At 38.2% G+C, this 18,173-nt stretch carries 12 protein-coding genes; 6 read left to right on the top strand and 6 right to left on the bottom strand.

Annotated elements, in window-relative coordinates:
• Both GJV03_RS03295 and GJV03_RS03290 read right to left on the bottom strand, forming a co-directional pair.
• A partial coding sequence (locus GJV03_RS03295; protein ID WP_154129457.1) for a hypothetical protein occupies nucleotides 1-356 on the bottom strand: 356 nt, incomplete at its 3' end.
• Nucleotides 343-4,512, bottom strand: a complete 4,170-nt coding sequence (locus GJV03_RS03290; RefSeq protein WP_154129456.1) for an RHS repeat-associated core domain-containing protein — start codon at nucleotides 4,510-4,512, stop codon at nucleotides 343-345. The genes GJV03_RS03295 and GJV03_RS03290, both read right to left, overlap by 14 nt.
• Nucleotides 4,513-5,197: 685 nt before the next feature.
• Here GJV03_RS03290 and GJV03_RS03285 point away from each other — a divergent pair.
• The 5 genes from GJV03_RS03285 (at nucleotide 5,198) to GJV03_RS03265 (ending at nucleotide 10,140) form a co-directional block, all read left to right on the top strand.
• Nucleotides 5,198-7,093, top strand: a complete 1,896-nt coding sequence (locus GJV03_RS03285; protein ID WP_154129455.1) for a monovalent cation:proton antiporter-2 (CPA2) family protein — start codon at nucleotides 5,198-5,200, stop codon at nucleotides 7,091-7,093.
• Nucleotides 7,094-7,176: 83 nt separating this feature from the next.
• On the top strand, nucleotides 7,177-8,052 hold the full coding sequence (locus GJV03_RS03280) for an Hsp33 family molecular chaperone HslO (RefSeq protein ID WP_004725526.1): 876 nt from the start codon (nucleotides 7,177-7,179) through the stop codon (nucleotides 8,050-8,052).
• Nucleotides 8,053-8,399: 347 nt separating this feature from the next.
• Entirely contained in the window at nucleotides 8,400-9,368 is a 969-nt protein-coding gene (locus tag GJV03_RS03275) for a DnaJ C-terminal domain-containing protein (RefSeq protein ID WP_154129454.1), read from the top strand.
• Between the two features lie 41 nt (nucleotides 9,369-9,409).
• Nucleotides 9,410-9,748, top strand: coding sequence for a chaperone modulator CbpM (locus tag GJV03_RS03270; RefSeq protein WP_154129453.1), 339 nt, complete (start codon nucleotides 9,410-9,412; stop codon nucleotides 9,746-9,748).
• A gap of 122 nt (nucleotides 9,749-9,870) precedes the next feature.
• Complete coding sequence (locus GJV03_RS03265) at nucleotides 9,871-10,140, top strand: DUF465 domain-containing protein (RefSeq protein WP_004725519.1); 270 nt, start codon at nucleotides 9,871-9,873, stop codon at nucleotides 10,138-10,140.
• A gap of 7 nt (nucleotides 10,141-10,147) precedes the next feature.
• On the opposite strand, the gene GJV03_RS03260 is transcribed toward GJV03_RS03265, so the two are convergent.
• The 3 genes from GJV03_RS03260 to rpsO form a co-directional block, all read right to left on the bottom strand.
• Entirely contained in the window at nucleotides 10,148-11,371 is a 1,224-nt protein-coding gene (locus tag GJV03_RS03260) for a magnesium transporter CorA family protein (RefSeq protein WP_004725517.1), read from the bottom strand.
• A gap of 148 nt (nucleotides 11,372-11,519) precedes the next feature.
• Nucleotides 11,520-13,607 (bottom strand): polyribonucleotide nucleotidyltransferase, encoded by a 2,088-nt coding sequence (pnp, locus tag GJV03_RS03255; RefSeq protein WP_171066865.1) that lies wholly within the window; start codon nucleotides 13,605-13,607, stop codon nucleotides 11,520-11,522.
• 255 nt (nucleotides 13,608-13,862) lie between these two features.
• Nucleotides 13,863-14,132 (bottom strand): 30S ribosomal protein S15, encoded by a 270-nt coding sequence (rpsO, locus tag GJV03_RS03250; RefSeq protein ID WP_004725514.1) that lies wholly within the window; start codon nucleotides 14,130-14,132, stop codon nucleotides 13,863-13,865.
• A 269-nt stretch (nucleotides 14,133-14,401) separates the two neighbouring features.
• Between rpsO and GJV03_RS03245 the strand changes: the two genes are divergently transcribed.
• On the top strand, nucleotides 14,402-15,700 hold the full coding sequence (locus GJV03_RS03245; protein ID WP_056517376.1) for a serine hydrolase domain-containing protein: 1,299 nt from the start codon (nucleotides 14,402-14,404) through the stop codon (nucleotides 15,698-15,700).
• 634 nt (nucleotides 15,701-16,334) lie between these two features.
• Here GJV03_RS03245 and recD read toward each other — a convergent pair.
• Complete coding sequence (gene recD / locus GJV03_RS03240; RefSeq protein WP_354666826.1) at nucleotides 16,335-18,095, bottom strand: exodeoxyribonuclease V subunit alpha; 1,761 nt, start codon at nucleotides 18,093-18,095, stop codon at nucleotides 16,335-16,337.
• Nucleotides 18,096-18,173 lie beyond the last annotated feature (78 nt).

Genomic DNA, 18,173 nt, shown 5'->3' with positions numbered 1-18,173 from the left:
CTTTTAGCATCAATTTTTACTTTTAAAGATTTAACACATTCGCACCTATTTTTATTTTCACCATAAATAACTAAAGAGGATTTTTTGAAGGAATTTAATGTCAAATAAGCATCTTCACGCTCAGCACATGAAAAGAAATCCGTCAATGAAACTAAATAAGCCTTTTCATTATTTAATTTTAAAATGGTTGGTTTAATTTTCTCATATGCTCCATCACATTTATTTTCTTCGGCAACAATTTCTACTCCTGTTCCCAATGTAAATGTATTCTCTAGATTCTGAGCCCTATTACAAGCTGAAGAGCTTAGAATCACAAATAAGCCTAATGATGATTTAAGCCATTTATTCTTTACCATTATTAAACTCTCTCCATTCACCTGGCTTAGCAAAATTGGGAATACTGTCGAATGGCTTTTTATTTCCTAATTTACCGTAAGAATTTTTTAGACTACTATTCCAAGGTGTGGTCCAACTATATTGTGTTGGAGCGATTACTTGAGTACCTCTAATTTTAGAAAGCTGTTGGGCTATAGAGTTTTTACCAAATCCAGTTCTACATGCATCAAGTCGAACAGGTTCATCCTTTAAGCACCCTTCTTCAGTCAATCTTTTGTTCAGTTGACTTGCATCTAACTTATTTACAGATGTTGGGGAACCGTGAGAAATAACATAACATGTTCCTTCTATATCAGGTGCGTTTAAAGCCGCTTTATAACTAGGATCACCCTCCTTTAATAAAATTATTTTTCTCATTCCATCAAAATCTATGGAACTAATTGGATTGTTTTCTACATAAGCATAGGTATTTAAACCACCCGCCAAGCCAATCGGATCACTCTGGGTATAACGCCCTATACTGGCATCGTAATAACGGTTCCAATTATACCAAAGCGTACTCTCTGCATCATAGTATTGCCCAGGAAAACCAAGGTTAAAGTCCCCAATACTACTTTGTACCACTGCACTGTCATAACTGCTCAGTTGAGCTTTCCACACCACAGCTTGATTTGAGTCAGTAATGATTTCTGGACGACCTAAGTGATCATTATGAATATAGTAAAATTGATTGTTGCTTAGCACAGCAATCGGTTGACCACCTAACCAAATATAGCTCTTTGCTAAACTGCCGTTTTGTGAGCTAGATAAAGGGCTCTCCGCAAGTAATTGACCATCCGGTGCATAGATATAATTAACGGTTCCGCCACTGCCAGATTTACGACTCCGAAGATTAAAGACATCATAATCATAACTTACGGTAGCGCCTGTATTTACGCTTTTTAGACGATTAAAGCCATCATAAGTGTAATTAACCGTTCCAGCATAGCCTGTCTTTTGGGTTAGGTTACCCAACACATCATAACTAAAGTTTTTCGCTTCAGCGCCTGTTGTACTGGTTAAACGATTTCCCTGACCAAGTACATAGTTGGTTACGGCACTCGTATTGCCTTCGCGATTAGTCCGATTGTAATTGCTATCTTGTTGCCAGCGTTCGGTATATTGAGCTGAAGAAGCGAGGTTTAATTGCCCGAGTAGATCATAGTTATAACTGGTTGTTTTTTTATTATCTAAGCCATTATTGATCTGAGTGATCCAATTATTGGCATTATATTGATGACTAAGGTTTTGCACTCCCGCAGCAGTAATACCAATTAGACGATAATCCTGATCATAGCTGGTTTGTCGTGATAGACCATTGCCATAGGTCCAATTTTTAATTCCGCCATAGGGTTCATAAGTGACATTACTGACAACCGTCTGTGTTGAGGTTGCTGTTTTAAATTTAATCGCTTTGACTCGATTTAATCCGTCATATTCATAAATGACTTTGTTGTTTTCATTTCCATAACTTTCTTCAAGTAAATTACCCAAACCGTCATAACGCCAATAGGTTGAGTAAGTAACCCCAGCTATATTTTTAATTTGTACAGCAAGTTGACCATCTCCAATATATCCATAACCTGTAGAAGTGACTCCATCGGCTGTTGCACACAACTGCCCAACGCCATTGCTACAATTGTCATAAATCCATGTTTGAACCTGATCGCCTGTCTGCGCTCTAGTTCGGCGATTTAACGCATCATAGCTATATGTTGTGCTGATATTATTTGCACGTGTTAAACGAATTAGATTACCATCTGGATCATATTGATATTGGGTTAACCCTGTATCTGGACTATGGGTTGATAACAGTTGACCGAACCCATCATAGCTATATATCGTTGTATTGCCTTTAGCATCTTTAACACTGATCAATTGTCCAATAGCGTTATAGTTATATAGAATAGTCGAACCATCACTACGACTTTCCTTGTTCAGATTGCCATGTATATCATAAGCATATGTGGTGATTTTACCCAAAGAGTCTGTTTCTTTAATAACATTTCCATTGGTATCGTATTCATAACGCTGGTTTTGTCCATTGTTCCCTAGATCTGCCGTTATCCATCCCAATTGATTATGTTGATTACTTTTAGAATAACGAACCGAGCCGTTTTCTTTAAAGCGAACACTGAGGAGTTGTCCAAGATTTGAATATTGATATTCTTGGCTACTTAAAACTTGACCAAATCTAGAGTGAGTAATTTGAGCAATTGTGCCATTATCATTGTAATCAATAGACTCTATGATCTGCTTGTAAGTAGAGCTTGGCCCATTTGCTCCACTTCTCTGAATCTGAGTTAGTCCCAATGAATCATATTCAAACCTTTTAAAACGAGAATTCGTTCTACTATCAAGTACTTTTTTTGAAATCGTTTTAATTCGACCACGTGCATCATAACTATAATGTTCATAAGAACCATTTGGGTAAACCACTTTCCCCACTAATCCAAGTCTATCGTATTGTGAATAAGTGGTAACATGCCCTAATGCATTGGTATTTTGAGTCAAATTCCCTTCAGAATCATATTGATAAACTGTATTTTTACCATTGCTATTTATCACTACAGCACTCAGCATTCCATTCGCATACAAACTATAACCATAAGCAATTATGCTACAGGTGGTTGTTCCTGTTTTGCTACAGATCGTTTGGCTTTTAAGGCGGTTTTTAGCGGATTCATTAGTAGCATAATAACTATAGGTTTCCTCTCGAATTAAACGATTAGATCCATCAAGTATTTGAATTTGAGTGATTAAATTGGTTTGTCCAAGGTAACTATATTTTTTGATATACGCATTAGAAAGGTTACCCCATTGGACACCTACAGTTTCTTGAGTGACCCTACCAAAACTGTCCCGCTGATATTGTGTCTCAGCAGCACCATTCATCCAATCTTTCTTGGAAATCACATCTCCATTGTTATCATAAGTCATACTTACATAACTATATGGGCAATTACTCACCCCACTTCTTTCTATGTCAGAGACTTTATTTTTTTGCTTGTCGGTGTAAAAATATTTAAAAACTGCACCTAAAGGATTGGTAACAATTGTATAATTATCACCAAAAGTTAACCTATCAACTTGTGTACCATCACTACGCCCACTTTGAATCGCCTTATCGCCATTAAAATAATAGCTATTATAGCGCTTGCCATCTATTGATATCCCACTCAACGTATGAGCGTCAGCTCCATTTTCTCCGTAATGGTAACTTACACTATCGCTTCGAATCGGATAAGTAACTTTTATTAAATTATTATTTCCATCATATTCATAATTATATCTTTCACCATTAGGATCTTTAAGATTTATAATTCTATCATTCCAAAAATTAAACTCTATTTTCCTTCCATTTGTAAAAACAATATTCATAAGCTCATTGATTTTGTCCTCCAAAGATGTAGAAGATATGAATTTTATTTTCCATCCTAAACCATTTTGGTCTATTTTTTCTATAATCTGTCCATTCAATCCGTATTTTTCTAAACCACCATCAACCATTTTGATTCTATGGAATATAACAACTAGTTGCACCCCATAAAATTCCTCAAACTCCCAATCCGTTTCAAAAGATTCTATATTTTTAGATAGATTATTATTTTGATCTTTTAATAGCTCCATTTCTCCCTCTGGTGTATACCTATAGATATTTCCTTTATTATCACTAACCAATCTATAATCAAAACTATGCCGCCATTTACCATTACTTGAAAAATCCGAATTTCCAGAATTATTAGAATTATAATAACGAATAAATTCAAATGATTGCTCCCCTTTTACATTAAAATCAACTTCTCTTTGTGTTTTTTGACCATTGCTTATAGTAATAGGATTAGCTGTTTTATTACAAGAATTAATATTATTTCCAGTCACTGGTATATTCCCAATTACAGGAAGCATATCTTGTGGTAATACCCATGGTATAGTAGTGCCGGTTCTATCATATCCAGCATCATATTCCCTAAATGGATTTAAACAAGTTTCACATATAGGTCTATAATTAAATTTATTAGAATTAGCATTTACAACAATAGTTGGCAATTGATTTAATGATGAATGATCAGCTTTAGATTCTGTATATAAAAATGATGCTAGAATGAAAAATATAATTCTAAATATTTTACTCATTATTCAGCCTCTATATTAGGTCTATTTAAAAAATTCAAAGTAGTTTTGAATTGATTTATATTTTTATCCTTTTCGCTCTTAACTTTGTGTTGAATTAGGTACATCACCAAAACCAGAGCTACCATTTCCACTAGAATCTGGAAATAAACTTCTTCCAAAACTATTTTCCCACTGTGACTTTATTCGTGCCCATCCATTACAATCAGATCCGCCAACACTCTTACATGCTACATATTCCGTTTGGCATTTATCCAAAGAGGAAGCAAATGTTTTGATTGGAAAAAATTGTAGTTCTACTATTCTCAGCAAATATAGAACTATAAGATAAAGTAACACATGCATTCTACAAATGATAATCATTCTCAATTGATTTTTTAAATAAAATTTATTATCTATTAAGATTTTCTAAATAAATTGAAAAATATAGTATTCCATTTAAGCCCATGATCATCAGCATAAAAGAGATCATTTAGAAAAATGCAAAAATCCACTGCCATATAAAGCAATGGATTTTCAATACAATTTATTATCACGTCTTTATTTACACATCAGTTCTCGTTTTTACCTCGCTAATCACTTTTAAATTTTTATTGGGTAAAAAGACAATTTCTCAATAAATATCTCCAAGTCAATCACAAAATCACGCTACAATTTCTAAAGAAAGAAAAAAACTTAAGGCAAGTGAATGTCACTGTTACTCCAAATCACCATCTTCCTTGGTGCAGCATTAATCCTGGTTCCTCTAGGGAAAAAACTTGGTATCGCCACCGTACTGGGTTACTTATTTACAGGAATACTTCTGGGTCCAAGCGCATTTAACATCGCCAATGATCCAGAGGAAATCATGCACCTTGCAGAATTTGGGGTGATTTTACTGATGTTCCTGATTGGTTTAGAACTTCGACCACAGCGTTTATGGGAAATGCGCCAATCCATTTTTGTGATGGGAAGTTTACAGGTGGGGGTTACTGGGTTGGTATTGATGGGAACCATCTATTTAATCTTTCAACAATCACCCCCTGCAAGTTTTGTGATTGGTTTTGCCTTAGCACTTTCTTCAACCGCCTTTGTTTTACAGCTTTTGGAAGAAAAACAACAACTCAATACCACCCATGGTCAGCAATCCTTTTCGATTTTACTGTTTCAGGATATTGCTGCGATTCCATTACTTGCCATCATCCCACTCTTAGCAGGCAGTGAATCGAGTCATCATGGCGTTGCTTACTTTGCTGCAATTATCGCCACGTTCACGGGTTTATTTCTGTTTAGCCGTTATGTGATGCGACCATTTTTCCGCTTTGTGGCAAAAAGTGGTGCAACAGAACTGATCACAGCTGTTGGCCTATTTATTGTGCTGGGTGTGGTGTTGTTGATGGATACACTTGGGATCAGCACAACCTTAGGCGCTTTTTTAACAGGCGTGCTTCTAGCTGACTCTGAATTCCGTCATGAGCTTGAAGCCAGTATTGCGCCCTTTAAAGGTTTATTGCTCGGTTTATTCTTTATGACGGTGGGAATGACCACGCAAATCTCGTTAATTGCAGATATGCCATTACTGATTATTGGTGGCGCAGTCAGTTTAATTCTAATCAAAATGATCGTGATGGCAGCCATTGCACGTTATAAAAAAATGAGTTGGACCAACAGTTTAATGGTCGCAACCTGTTTAGCCCAAGGGGGTGAATTTGCCTTTGTGGTATTAAACGTGGCAAAAAGCGAAAAAGTACTGGCTGAAGCAATCATGGAGCCCATCACCTTAATTGTGACCTTATCCATGGTACTGACCCCAATCTTCTTCTGGTTGGTAAGTACACAAGTATTGCCATTAATCAATAAAGACAGTGCACCGAAATACGATGAAATTCCCAACGAACACCCTGCTCTTATTGTTGCTGGTTTTGGTCGTGTAGGGCAAATTGTTGCTCGTTTGGCGCGTATCCGTCATTTTACCTTTACCGCCATTGATAATAATTTACAAAAAATTGATTTTGTTCGACGCTATGGTGGTACTTTGTATTATGGCGATGTGACTCAACCCGATTTACTCCGTGCAGCCGGAATTGAGCAGGCCAAGGTTTTTGTATTGGCAATTGATAATGTTGAAGATTCAATGAATGTTGCGCGACATATTTTGCTCAATTATCCAAACCTTACCTTATTGGTTCGAGCACGAGATCGTTATCACATGCACCTCCTGCGTGATGTCGGAGTTAAACATATTTGGCGTGAAACCTATTTAACGTCCTTGGGTATGGGTTATCGAGCATTGTGTGAACTGGGCATGAGTAAACAAGAGGCTTATGATAGTGTTGAGCTATTTAGAAACTACGATGAAGAACTGTTAACACGTCAACAGCGTATTTATACTGATGAGCAAAAGCTTTTTGAAAGTTATCGGGACTTTATTTCGGAGCTTGAGCACCTGTTTGAAAGCGATGCGCAAGTTGAAAACCACAATCCTGAGCAATATAAAGATGTTCCAGATTTGGATGAATCAGGCTTAGAAAGGCCCACAGCAAAAGCTCAAACCACACATGCCAAGCATGATCGTATTAATATTATGCGTGATGACGAAAATTAACTTTAAGATGCACCGTTTTTCAGGTGAAATAAACTTGTGATTTATAATATCGCCACCATCTAAACAGGGATTTGGAGAATTTTATGTCTGATTTACGTCAACGTTTTTATATTGAAGATAGCCCTGTACGTGGTGAAATTGTACATTTAGATACAGCACTACAAACGATTCTATCGCAGCGTAATTATGCACCTGCTGTGCGCATTTTATTGGGTGAAATGTTGAGTGCTACAGCATTACTTGCAAGCACATTAAAAATTAAAGGACGTATTAGCTTACAAATTCAAGCACAAGGTACATTTAAATGGGCGATGGCTGAATGCAACCATTTAGGTGATGTACGTGCACTTGCAGACTATGAAGAAGATCCGCATTTTATGTTGAGTGAAGACAGCAGTACTGTGCTCAGCACGTTGCAACAACCTGTGTTATTTATCAATATTGAACCTGAATTTGGTGAGCGTTATCAAGGAATTGTGCCACTTGATCAACCAACGCTTGCGGCTTGTTTAATGCAGTATTATGACCTTTCTGCACAAATTCCAACACGTATTGTCTTGGCAAGCACCCATCACAATGCAGGCGGTTTACTGATTCAGTTATTACCTCGTAATAATGAAGAAGAACAACAACGTGTAGATGAAGATTTATGGCCACGTTTGATTATGTTGACGCAGACCTTAAAGCCTGAAGAATTGACGGATTTAACTGCACAAGAAATTCTTTACCGTTTATACAATGAAGAAGAAGTTCGTCTGCCAGACGTTGAACAGCTTCAATTCAATTGCACCTGTTCACGCGATAAATGCAAAAATGCATTGATCCAGATTGGTCTAGATGCGGTCAAAGAAACCCTAGAAATTCAAAATCCAATTGAAATGGATTGCCAATTTTGCAATAAAAAATATCAGTTCACTGCAAAAGAAGCTTTGAATCTGTTTGGTGAGCATTTGAGTTAATCTATTAAGATCTGAATGGTTTAAATTTGCAGAAATTTAACTATCGATTTTTACCAAGAAAAGAGCAAATTCAGTTTGCTCTTTTTTTTCAATTAAAATTCAAAGCATAATCAGCAAGTGTTATAAATTAAAAGGTTAAATAGCTATTTGGAATCGTCATTTACTTATCCAAAGCACCAACCTGAACACACAAAGCCCATAGAACATGAAACACCACCTTTATCAGCAATAAGCGGGCTTTTGTGCTAGATAAGTTTTGAAACAATAACCACACTAAGTTGCTCTTCCATCTGTAGCCAAAAAGGCATAAAACTAGAATAAAGTTAAACAAAATAATGACCTTAAGTATGGCAAAAAATTATTATGAAGATTTGGGTGTTTCTAGAAATGCAACACCAGACGAAATTAAGAAAGCTTATCGAAAACTCGCACGTAAATATCATCCCGACGTGAGTAAAGAAACCGATGCTGAAGCAAAAATGCAGACTATCAATGTCGCCTACGACACCTTAAGTAATGAAGAAAAGAAAAAGCAATACGATTTTGAACTCGACAATCCTTATGCCAATACAGGTGGGTTTGGAGGGCAATCTACAGGTCAAAGTGGTTTTGATGGTAGCCAATTCCATCGTTCGTACAGTAACAGTGGTGGACAAGATTTTAGTGGTTTTGAAGATCTATTTGGACGTTTCGGTGGCGGTTTTGGCGGTGGACATCAACAAGATTTTGGGCAACGCGGCTCTCAGCAACAGCGCAGCTATAAGGGTGAAGATCAACATGCCAGTATTGAAATTCCTGTAAGCATTGGTTATGAAGGCGCGACTCAGAGTATCACCTTACAGATCCCAACCTATAATGCCTATGGTGAACCCGAGGTACAACGGAAAACCCTCCAAGTTAAAATCCCGAAAGGCATGAAAGAAGGCCAGCAAATCCGTCTTGCAAAACAAGGGCAAGCTGGAATTAACGGTGGTGAAAATGGCGATCTTTATATTGAGATCCAATACCAAGACACTGACCGTATCCGTGTTGAAGGTGCTGATGTCTATTACACAGTTGATGTTACACCTTGGGAAGCAGCACTTGGTCAAAGTATTGAAATTGATACCCCAGCTGGTAAAGTAAAAGTTACTGTGCCACAAAATGCCAAACCCAATCAGCAACTCCGTTTAAAAGACAAAGGGATACCGCATAAAACTCCAGGTCATCTTTATTTGGTGATCAATATTGTTTATCCCAAAGCAACCACCGAAACACAGCAAAAAGCCTATCAACAATTTGCTGATGCTTTTACTGACTTTAATCCCCGTTCATAATTTTATAGATACCAACATAGCCTTGCTAAAGGAGAGCAATCATGACAACTATTCAATATCGTGAAATTCTCTATGACGGTTTCCATGATGCAGAAATCGTGGATGAAAACCTAAATCTAGATCTCAAGCACTTTGCTGAGGCATGCGGTCAAAGTCCGGATTGGATTTTGCAATTGCTTGAATATGAAATTTTACCTGCACGTCCTGAAGACCGTATTCATCAATTTTTTGGAGAAGACATCTCACGCGCACGTCGTGCTTATCGTTTACAACGTGACTTTGAAGCCAGTTTATCTGCCGTTGCAATGATGATGGATTTACTTGATGAAGTTCAACAATTGCGTAAACAAGTCAAACATCTTCACCTTCATACTCATTAATTCATTTCAAAATGTTAATGCCTAGTGACAGGTTAATATTTAACCTGTCATGATGGAGAACTTGTCTCTCCGTTTTTGTTTTTTCGTTTAGAATTTTCTGACAAAGAGGTTAATGAGCTCTGATGAATTCGAAAGTAATGAATAAAAAGTTGAAACACATGTTCCCAGAACACCGCGATCTCATGTGTAGTTTAAAACAAGAAGATCCGCATTTTGCTAAACTTTTGATTGACCACGATGAACTTGATCGTGAAATCAGTCACCTTGAGCTTGATCCACTCAATCATATTCATGAAAATATTGAGCAGCTCAAGCGGAAAAAATTAAGATTAAAAGATCAACTCTACTTAATTTTACAAAAGACAGCTCAGATAAATCCTCAACTAGAATAATGCTTAATTATTTCAGTTTTGTGATTTTTTCGACTTCTTTCATGGTTTGTTTGATCGGTTCATAATCTAAAAACCAGAGTAAATTGACGTGCTGATTTTTATGTTGTTGTGCCAACATATCAATCACACTTCTTTCACCACGTCCAACCAAATGACGGCGGTAAAAATAGATTAACAGCCCAATCGTACAGCCCAACATCACACCCAGCATCACCCAGAAACCTATCGGACTACGTAGACCTGGAATGAATTCAAAATTCATTCCATATACCCCTGTTAATAAGGTTAATGGCGCAAACACCGCAGTAATAATCGCAAGAATTCGCATATTCTCATTGGTTTGATTGGCGATGGCAGAAAAGTGTAAATCTATTGCAGTTTGAATTGCGGTACTTAAGCGTACCGTATATTTTTGAATACGCTCAACATGGCTAACCAGATCATCCACGCGAACCAACATAATATCTTGCTTTTCAGTGCGCTTTTTACCTTTTAAATGTGCATAGTTTTCAACAATTTCATCTCGAAGTTCCTGTAGGGAATCTATTTGTTCTTCGCACAAATTTTCAATTTGTTGAAAAACCAGATTCTCTTGAAACAGTTGATGCCACTTGGTAAAACGGCGATTGCCTTGCAATAGTTCTTGTTGCCAAAATTCAACCCGACGAGACAGAGGATTACGTAAATCCAAATAGCCATCAATCATACTATTCAGCAAGCGCAGTGCTAAATCTAAAGGCGTAGTCGGTAATTTACGTGGTTTATTTTGTTCTTCTAAACTCTTATTCATGATATTGAAAATACGGGCAAGATAACTTTCAAAGGCATGGTTGCCCTTTTCATGAATGGTGATTAAAGCTTGTGAGGTAATAATAAAACTGACTGGTGAGGACGCCAAACCAAAAACACGATCATGCTGTTCAAGGGCATCTTCGCCACTATCGATTTGATCATCTGGGGTAATTAATTTACGAAAAATCAATAAATCATAATCTTCCATTGCATCAAATGCGCATGGATGTTCGATATTTAAAATATCTCGAATATGGTATTCATTGAGATGAATTTCGGTCGCATTATAGATTTCTTTTTGCCATAGCTCAGCACGATTGACCACATCTTCACGGGTACAATCCACCCAGACAAATTGTTGCTCTGCATTAAAAACAGGTTCTTTTTGTATACAGGTATAAGGTTCATCTGTGTGTTGAAAAAAATAAAAGCTTTGCATATTCACGATATTTTTGGTCTTTATTGTTATGCATCATGCCATAAAAAAAGCCCTGAGCAAGCCAAAGTTGTAACTTTGGCGAAGCACAAGGCAGTCTTTTCTGTATTAAATTTTAATCAAACCCTAAAGGATTTAAACCTTGCAAATATTATGCTTGGTCTACATCTTTCATGGTTAATTTAATACGACCACGGTTGTCTACGTCAGCAACTTGAACTTTAACGTCTTGACCTTCAGCCAAGATATCAGTCACGTTTGCAACGCGTTCGTTTGAAATTTGCGAGATGTGAAGTAAACCATCTGTACCTGGCATGATATTTACAAACGCACCAAATTCAACAATACGAATCACGCGACCAGCATAGATTTTACCTGGTTCAACTTCAGCAGTAAGCGCTTGGATTTTTGCAATCGCAGCTTGAGCAGCCGCTTTCGTTTCACCAAATACACGTACAGTACCGTTATCTTCGATATCAATCGCTGCTTTTGTTTCTTCTGTGATTTGACGGATTGTCGCACCACCTTTACCAATCACATCACGGATCTTATCAGGATTGATATTGATCACTTGGAATGTTGGCGCATGCATAGAAATTTCAGGACGTGCACGTGAAATCACTTGGTTCATTGCATTAAGAATATGCATACGACCTGCATACGCTTGATTCAACGCAACTTCCATAATTTCTTCTGTGATACCTTCGATTTTGATATCCATTTGAAGCGCAGTAATACCGTTTGCAGAACCAGCAACTTTAAAGTCCATATCACCTAAGTGATCTTCATCACCTAAGATGTCAGAAAGAACAGCAAAACGCTCGCCTTCTTTTACTAGACCCATTGCGATACCCGCAACTGGCGCTTTAAGAGGAACACCTGCATCCATAAGTGATAATGAAGCACCACATACAGAAGCCATTGAAGATGAACCATTTGATTCAGTAATGTCAGATACAATACGAATCACATACGGGAAGCGATCAGCTGGTGGAAGAACAGCCTGTACACCACGACGTGCTAAACGACCATGACCAATTTCACGACGCTTAGGACCAGATTCACGACCTGTTTCACCTACAGAATATGCAGGGAAGTTGTAATGCAACATGAAGTTGTCAGTTTTTGTACCAGACAAGGTATCAACCATCAACGCATCACGAGTATTACCCAAAGTCGTTGTAACCAACGCCTGAGTCTCACCACGTGTAAATAATGATGAACCATGAGCACGATCTAACACACCCACTTGTACGTCTAATCCACGAACAGTTTTAGTATCACGACCATCGATACGTGGTTTTCCTGAAAGGATGTTATCACGTACAGTACGGTATTTAAGATCTTCAAATAATTCGTTTAAGTCATCTGCAATACCAGCTTCGTCATTTTCAGGAACGAATTGAGCAGTTGCTTCAGCTTGAAGTGCATCTAAAGCAGCATAACGGTCATGCTTAACAGCAATGGTATACGCTTCAGAGATTTTAGCTTCAAATGCATCTTTTAATTTTGCACGAAGATCTTCGTTTTTAACTGGAGCAGTCCAAGTTGATTCTGTTGCACCAGCGGCAGCAGCAAACTCTTTAATCGCTTGGATCGCAATTTGCATTTCGTCATGACCGAAAAGCACAGCGCCTAACATTTGGTCTTCTGAAAGTTCTTTTGCTTCAGACTCAACCATCAATACTGCAGATTCTGTACCTGCAACTACAAGGTCAAGGTCAGATTGAGCAAGTTGTTCTAAATTTGGGTTAAGTACATATTCGCCATTGATCAAACCAACACGTGCACCACCGATTGGACCACGGAAAGGTGTACCAGCGATTGCAAGTGCAGCAGATGTACCTAACATTGCAGCAATATCAGCGTCCATAGTTTTGTCTGAAGACACAACTGTTGCAGTAACTTGGATCTCGTTGTAATAGCCTTCTGGGAACAACGGACGAATTGGACGGTCAATTAAACGAGAAATTAAAGTTTCTGCTTCTGAAGCACGGCCTTCACGCTTACCATAACCACCTGGGATACGACCCGCAGCATATTGTTTTTCTTGATAGTTAACTGTAAGTGGGAAGAAGTCTTGACCCGCTTTAGCAGTAGGTTGTGCAACAACAGCAACCAGTACTGTTACGCCACCCATTGTAATTAGAACCGTGTTTGCTTGACGAGCAACACGACCTGTTTCTAGTACAACTTGATGTTGACCATATTGAAATTCTTTACGAATAACATTAAACATTGACATGTATTTTTGTTTCCTAATTTTATTCTAGTGGAGACCCCTAAGGTTTGGCATTCACATCAACCGCATAAATGACAAAGCTTAGAAGCCGACCTCACTAGACAATAAATCTTTAGTTAGACTAATTTTAAACACGAAGAAGGAGCGAATATTCGCCCCTTCCCTTTTATCCAGTAAATACTGGATAGACTTTAGTTTTCATCAGTACAGCATTCAGCATGCAATAATCCGAAAATAAAAGTTTAAATCGAATTAACGACGTAAACCTAAAGCAGCAATCAAATCGCTGTAACGAGTAGCATCTTTACCTTTAAGATAGTCAAGAAGCTTACGACGTTGGTTAACCATACGGATCAAACCACGACGGCTATGATGGTCGTGTTTGTGTTCTTTAAAGTGACCTTGCAAATCATTGATTTGAGCAGTCAATAAAGCAACTTGTACTTCAGGTGAACCAGTGTCATTTTCAGCACGAGCGAATTTTGCAACGATCTCTGCGCGATCTGCGTTTGTTAAAGCCATTCGATTTCTCCGAGATGCTTAATTTAAATATTTGATACAAATCAAATTGATTCTTCAAAATCAATTTAACTGCCGTGCATCACTACAGCAGTCGCCTATTTTAAAGGAAGTGGGGTGAGATTGCAAAAATATCGTACAACCATACGCCATAAGGCTTAATTACAAAACTATTGCATTTTTTTTACAAATCGCATGGCAATTGGGACACTGACATCATGCTCAACTCAGTTCACACTGCCGTGGAATAAAAATAATCATGGAAAAAGATTGTGAAATTGTTTTCAACCAATACCTGCTATGTACCCAAGGACTTAAGCAGTATCACGCAGCGCACAAATGAAGTTTCTCCAGAACTGGGAGGGATGACCCAACAACAAATTGAAAAGATTTGGCAAAGTATTGAAAACCTGTATCAAACAGGCAACCATCCCCTGATCACCATGTGCTTAAGACGCAAAGGCGAGATTATTCTCAATCGTAGTCTGGGTTATGCGTCAGGTAATTCTGCCGATGGTCTGGCTTCAGATGCAGTGCTTGCCAATCCAGACACCCCGATTTGCCTATTTTCAGCATCAAAAATAATTACAGCAATGTTGATTCACATGTTAGATGAAACAGGTGCAATCAATCTATTAGATCCGATCAGTTATTACATTCCTGAATATGCACAAAATGGCAAGCGCCGTGCCACAATTTTCCATTTATTGTCCCACCGTGGTGGAATTCCACGGATAGAAATGGAAGTTACCCCAGAACTGCTTTTTGACAAAGATCAAATTTTACAACACCTTTACGCTGCACAACCCATTTCACCTGCTGGTACGCATTTGGCTTATCACGCTGTTACTGCAGGCTATATTTTAGGTGAATTGATTGAGCGGGTAACAGGACAAGATATTCGTCAGTTTTTACATGAACATATTGAAAAACCGATGGATATGCAGTTTTTTAACTATGGCTTAAAACCAGAATATAGAGATCAAGTTGCTTTAAATTACCCGACTGGTGTACACCCTAAACTCGGTACAGACTTATATTTAAATCATGTGCTCGGTGGTGGCTTACAACTTGCTGTCGATGTGACCAATGATCCACGTTTTATGGATACGGTATGCCCTGCGGGCAATATTTACACCAGTGCTGAACAAGCCAATCGCTTCTTTGAGATGTTATTGAATGGCGGTCAATATAATGGCAAGCAAATCATGAGTCCTGAAACGGTATTTCGTGCAACTTTGCCTACCTCAACCACCAACATCGACCGAACCTTGCTTGCACCAATGCGCTATGCCTTAGGGCCTATGCTCGGCAGTAACCCAGTGGGTATATTTGGGCCAATGACGGGCCAAGCTTTTGGGCATTTAGGCTTTTCCAACATTCTCTGCTGGGCTGATCCAGAGCGTGATATTAGCGTCAGTATTTTAAATACAGGCAAAGCTGTAGTTGGAACACATATTCCTGCTCTGGCGCAAACGCTTTATCAAATTTCTAGCCAGTGCCCTAAAATCCCTAAAACCCAACGTCGAGCATTATTTGGCACAGATCGAACAGAAACCGAATTGGTTTAAATTGTCAGTTTAAACAGCGATTTTGGTTTAAACGCAACAGATAAAATATGAAAAAGCCCTAAGATTACTCTTAGGGCTTTTCCTTTGCGCTGTAGTTTCTTGTTTAGTTATTGTGCTTATCTTATTTATAGTATTTGCTTGTACCCTAAGCAGTTTTTGTTTTTGTACATGACACTTATTTCACAACCATGTGACTAATTATGTCCTTATGTGACTTACTATGCCTGTGACAGACATTGAACAGAAGTCGCATTTACCGCAAGATTATGTGAGAAATAACGTACATAGAGGCAATGGCTGTAGCGTTTTAAAAAACCTACTAAATTTAAATAATTTGATTCTCTTTGAAGTAAAAAATTCAGAATTTAATTTCAATAAAAAAGCCCTGTAGTCTCTCCCAAAACTACAAGGCTTAGCGGCTGTAAGTTTCCTCTTATCACTTACTTTCATGTAAGTTCGCAGTCTCACGACTTTAAATTGTTATTATTTTGCGATTTTACTCAACGATCCTTGCTGAGTTCTTTATGGCTTCATCATCTCAAAAAGTAACAAGAAGCTCTATGCGCAAATCTCTCGAATTCATGTAAGCAATTTCGTACATAGAGATAAATTATCAATAAAAACTACAAAATAACTATACCGTGTTAATCATGCTAACCAATCCACTCATTCTGGTTGTGGTAGTGTCTAAAGCGTGGATAAATGCTTGTCGATCAACCAGTAAACTCACCACTGATTTGGCCCGTGTGATGGCGGTATAAATCAACTCTTGGCTCAACAAGCGTGTTGCTGCAACATCCAAAACCACGGCGGTATGGGTAAATTCTGAGCCCTGAGATTTATGAATGGTTAAAACAAAAGCGGTTTGCATCGATTTAGGCAAACGCGTTGCAGCAATCCATTTGTCTAAACTGGGGAAATAGACTTCAAATTGATCAGCATGCTGGCGATGTTTTAGACAAATTCCGATATCTCCATTGGAAAGACCAAGTTGATAATCGTTATAGCTCATCATCACAGGACGCCCAACATACCAATCACCATAACGAGCCAATGTTGGAAGATATTCAAATAATGCTTTTTCCATTTCATGGTTTAAGCTATTCAATCCCAATGCGCCATGCCGAACTGCCGTTAAAATACGATAGAGGTCAAATGCTTGTGTCACTGCTTCAATCTGATGATAAGACTCTTCGGCCGTCAGATAGCTGTTTAAACTTTGAAAATAGGCTTGAAAACCTAAACTGAGTTTTTGGTAATACTGCGTTAGATCTGCTGGCAAAATCTTTTCAGGCAGATATTCAAGCTGAATCACATCTTGCATATTTGCTTTGAGTTCAACTGGTTTAAGCGCACTCGCCTCAACAATTTCTTGCTCAAAATTCGCCAATAATTCTGTACGGTCTATACTTTGATTTTTCTGTGATTGAATAAACTGTGCCATTTTTCCAATTAAGGCACCATCTTTAAAGCGTTGACTGTTCTGTAGATTGACCCGATTGTGCTGTAATGATTGTACATTCTGTAAATCTGCCAACACCGAACCGACATCCACTGAAGCCAACTGATTGGCATCACCCAAAAGAATTAAACGGCAATGTTCAGGAATGGCTTCAAATAACATCGTGGCTAAATTTAAATCTAGCATCGATGCTTCATCAACCACGACCACATCATAAGGCAATGGCTGTCGCAGATTAAAACGAGGAATATGCTGATTTCCCAAGCCCAATAACCGATGTAAGGTCATGGGGTTAAATTGATGTTGGTTCAGTCCAAAACTGTGTAGTTTTGGATCACTCAATGATTTTTGTAGTGCTTCCCCCATTCTTTGTGCGGCTTTGCCTGTGGGCGCAGCCATTGCAATACGAATATCAGGAAGGGTTTGCTGCAATACTGCAATGATTCTGGCCAAAGTATAGGTTTTACCTGTACCTGGTCCGCCAGTAATAATATTAAAAGCATTGCCTGCCACCATAGTTAAGGCAGCTTTTTGATGTGGATCGGTGAGAAGCTGATCAAATGCAACAACATCAACATGTTGAATATTCTGCTGTTTTAACCGTGTCACTTGTATCGCCAAACGGCGCTCAAGTTGCCAATAACGATATAGATAAATCAATCCATGCTGTTGCACAAATGGTGCAACCACTGTTTCAGCTAAACCATGTTCTACAATAGTAGGCTCTACAATCAATGGCTTTAATAAAGCAGTGTTTTGCGCCTCAGCGGAGATACAGCTATCCCCTTGTGTGGTTGCCAATAAAATTTCTTGTACTAATTCAAGTGTCTGTTCATCTAATCCTGAAGCTGTGGAATACTGCGCTAAAATGTATTTACTCCATGTCTCAATCCATTGCGGGACTTGGCTTTCTAAATCCTGTTTATTTTCCACACGGTTATCCTCAGAGTTATCTACAAGGTTTTCAACAGAGTTATCCACAGAATAACTTATTGTTTGCAAAGATGTTCA

Source organism: Acinetobacter sp. RIT698 (assembly GCF_009668065.1).
In the GTDB taxonomy this organism is placed as follows: Bacteria; Pseudomonadota; Gammaproteobacteria; order Pseudomonadales; family Moraxellaceae; genus Acinetobacter; species Acinetobacter guillouiae.
The sequence above is the reverse complement of the archived record's forward strand: the minus strand, read 5'-3'. Positions and strand labels throughout refer to the sequence as shown.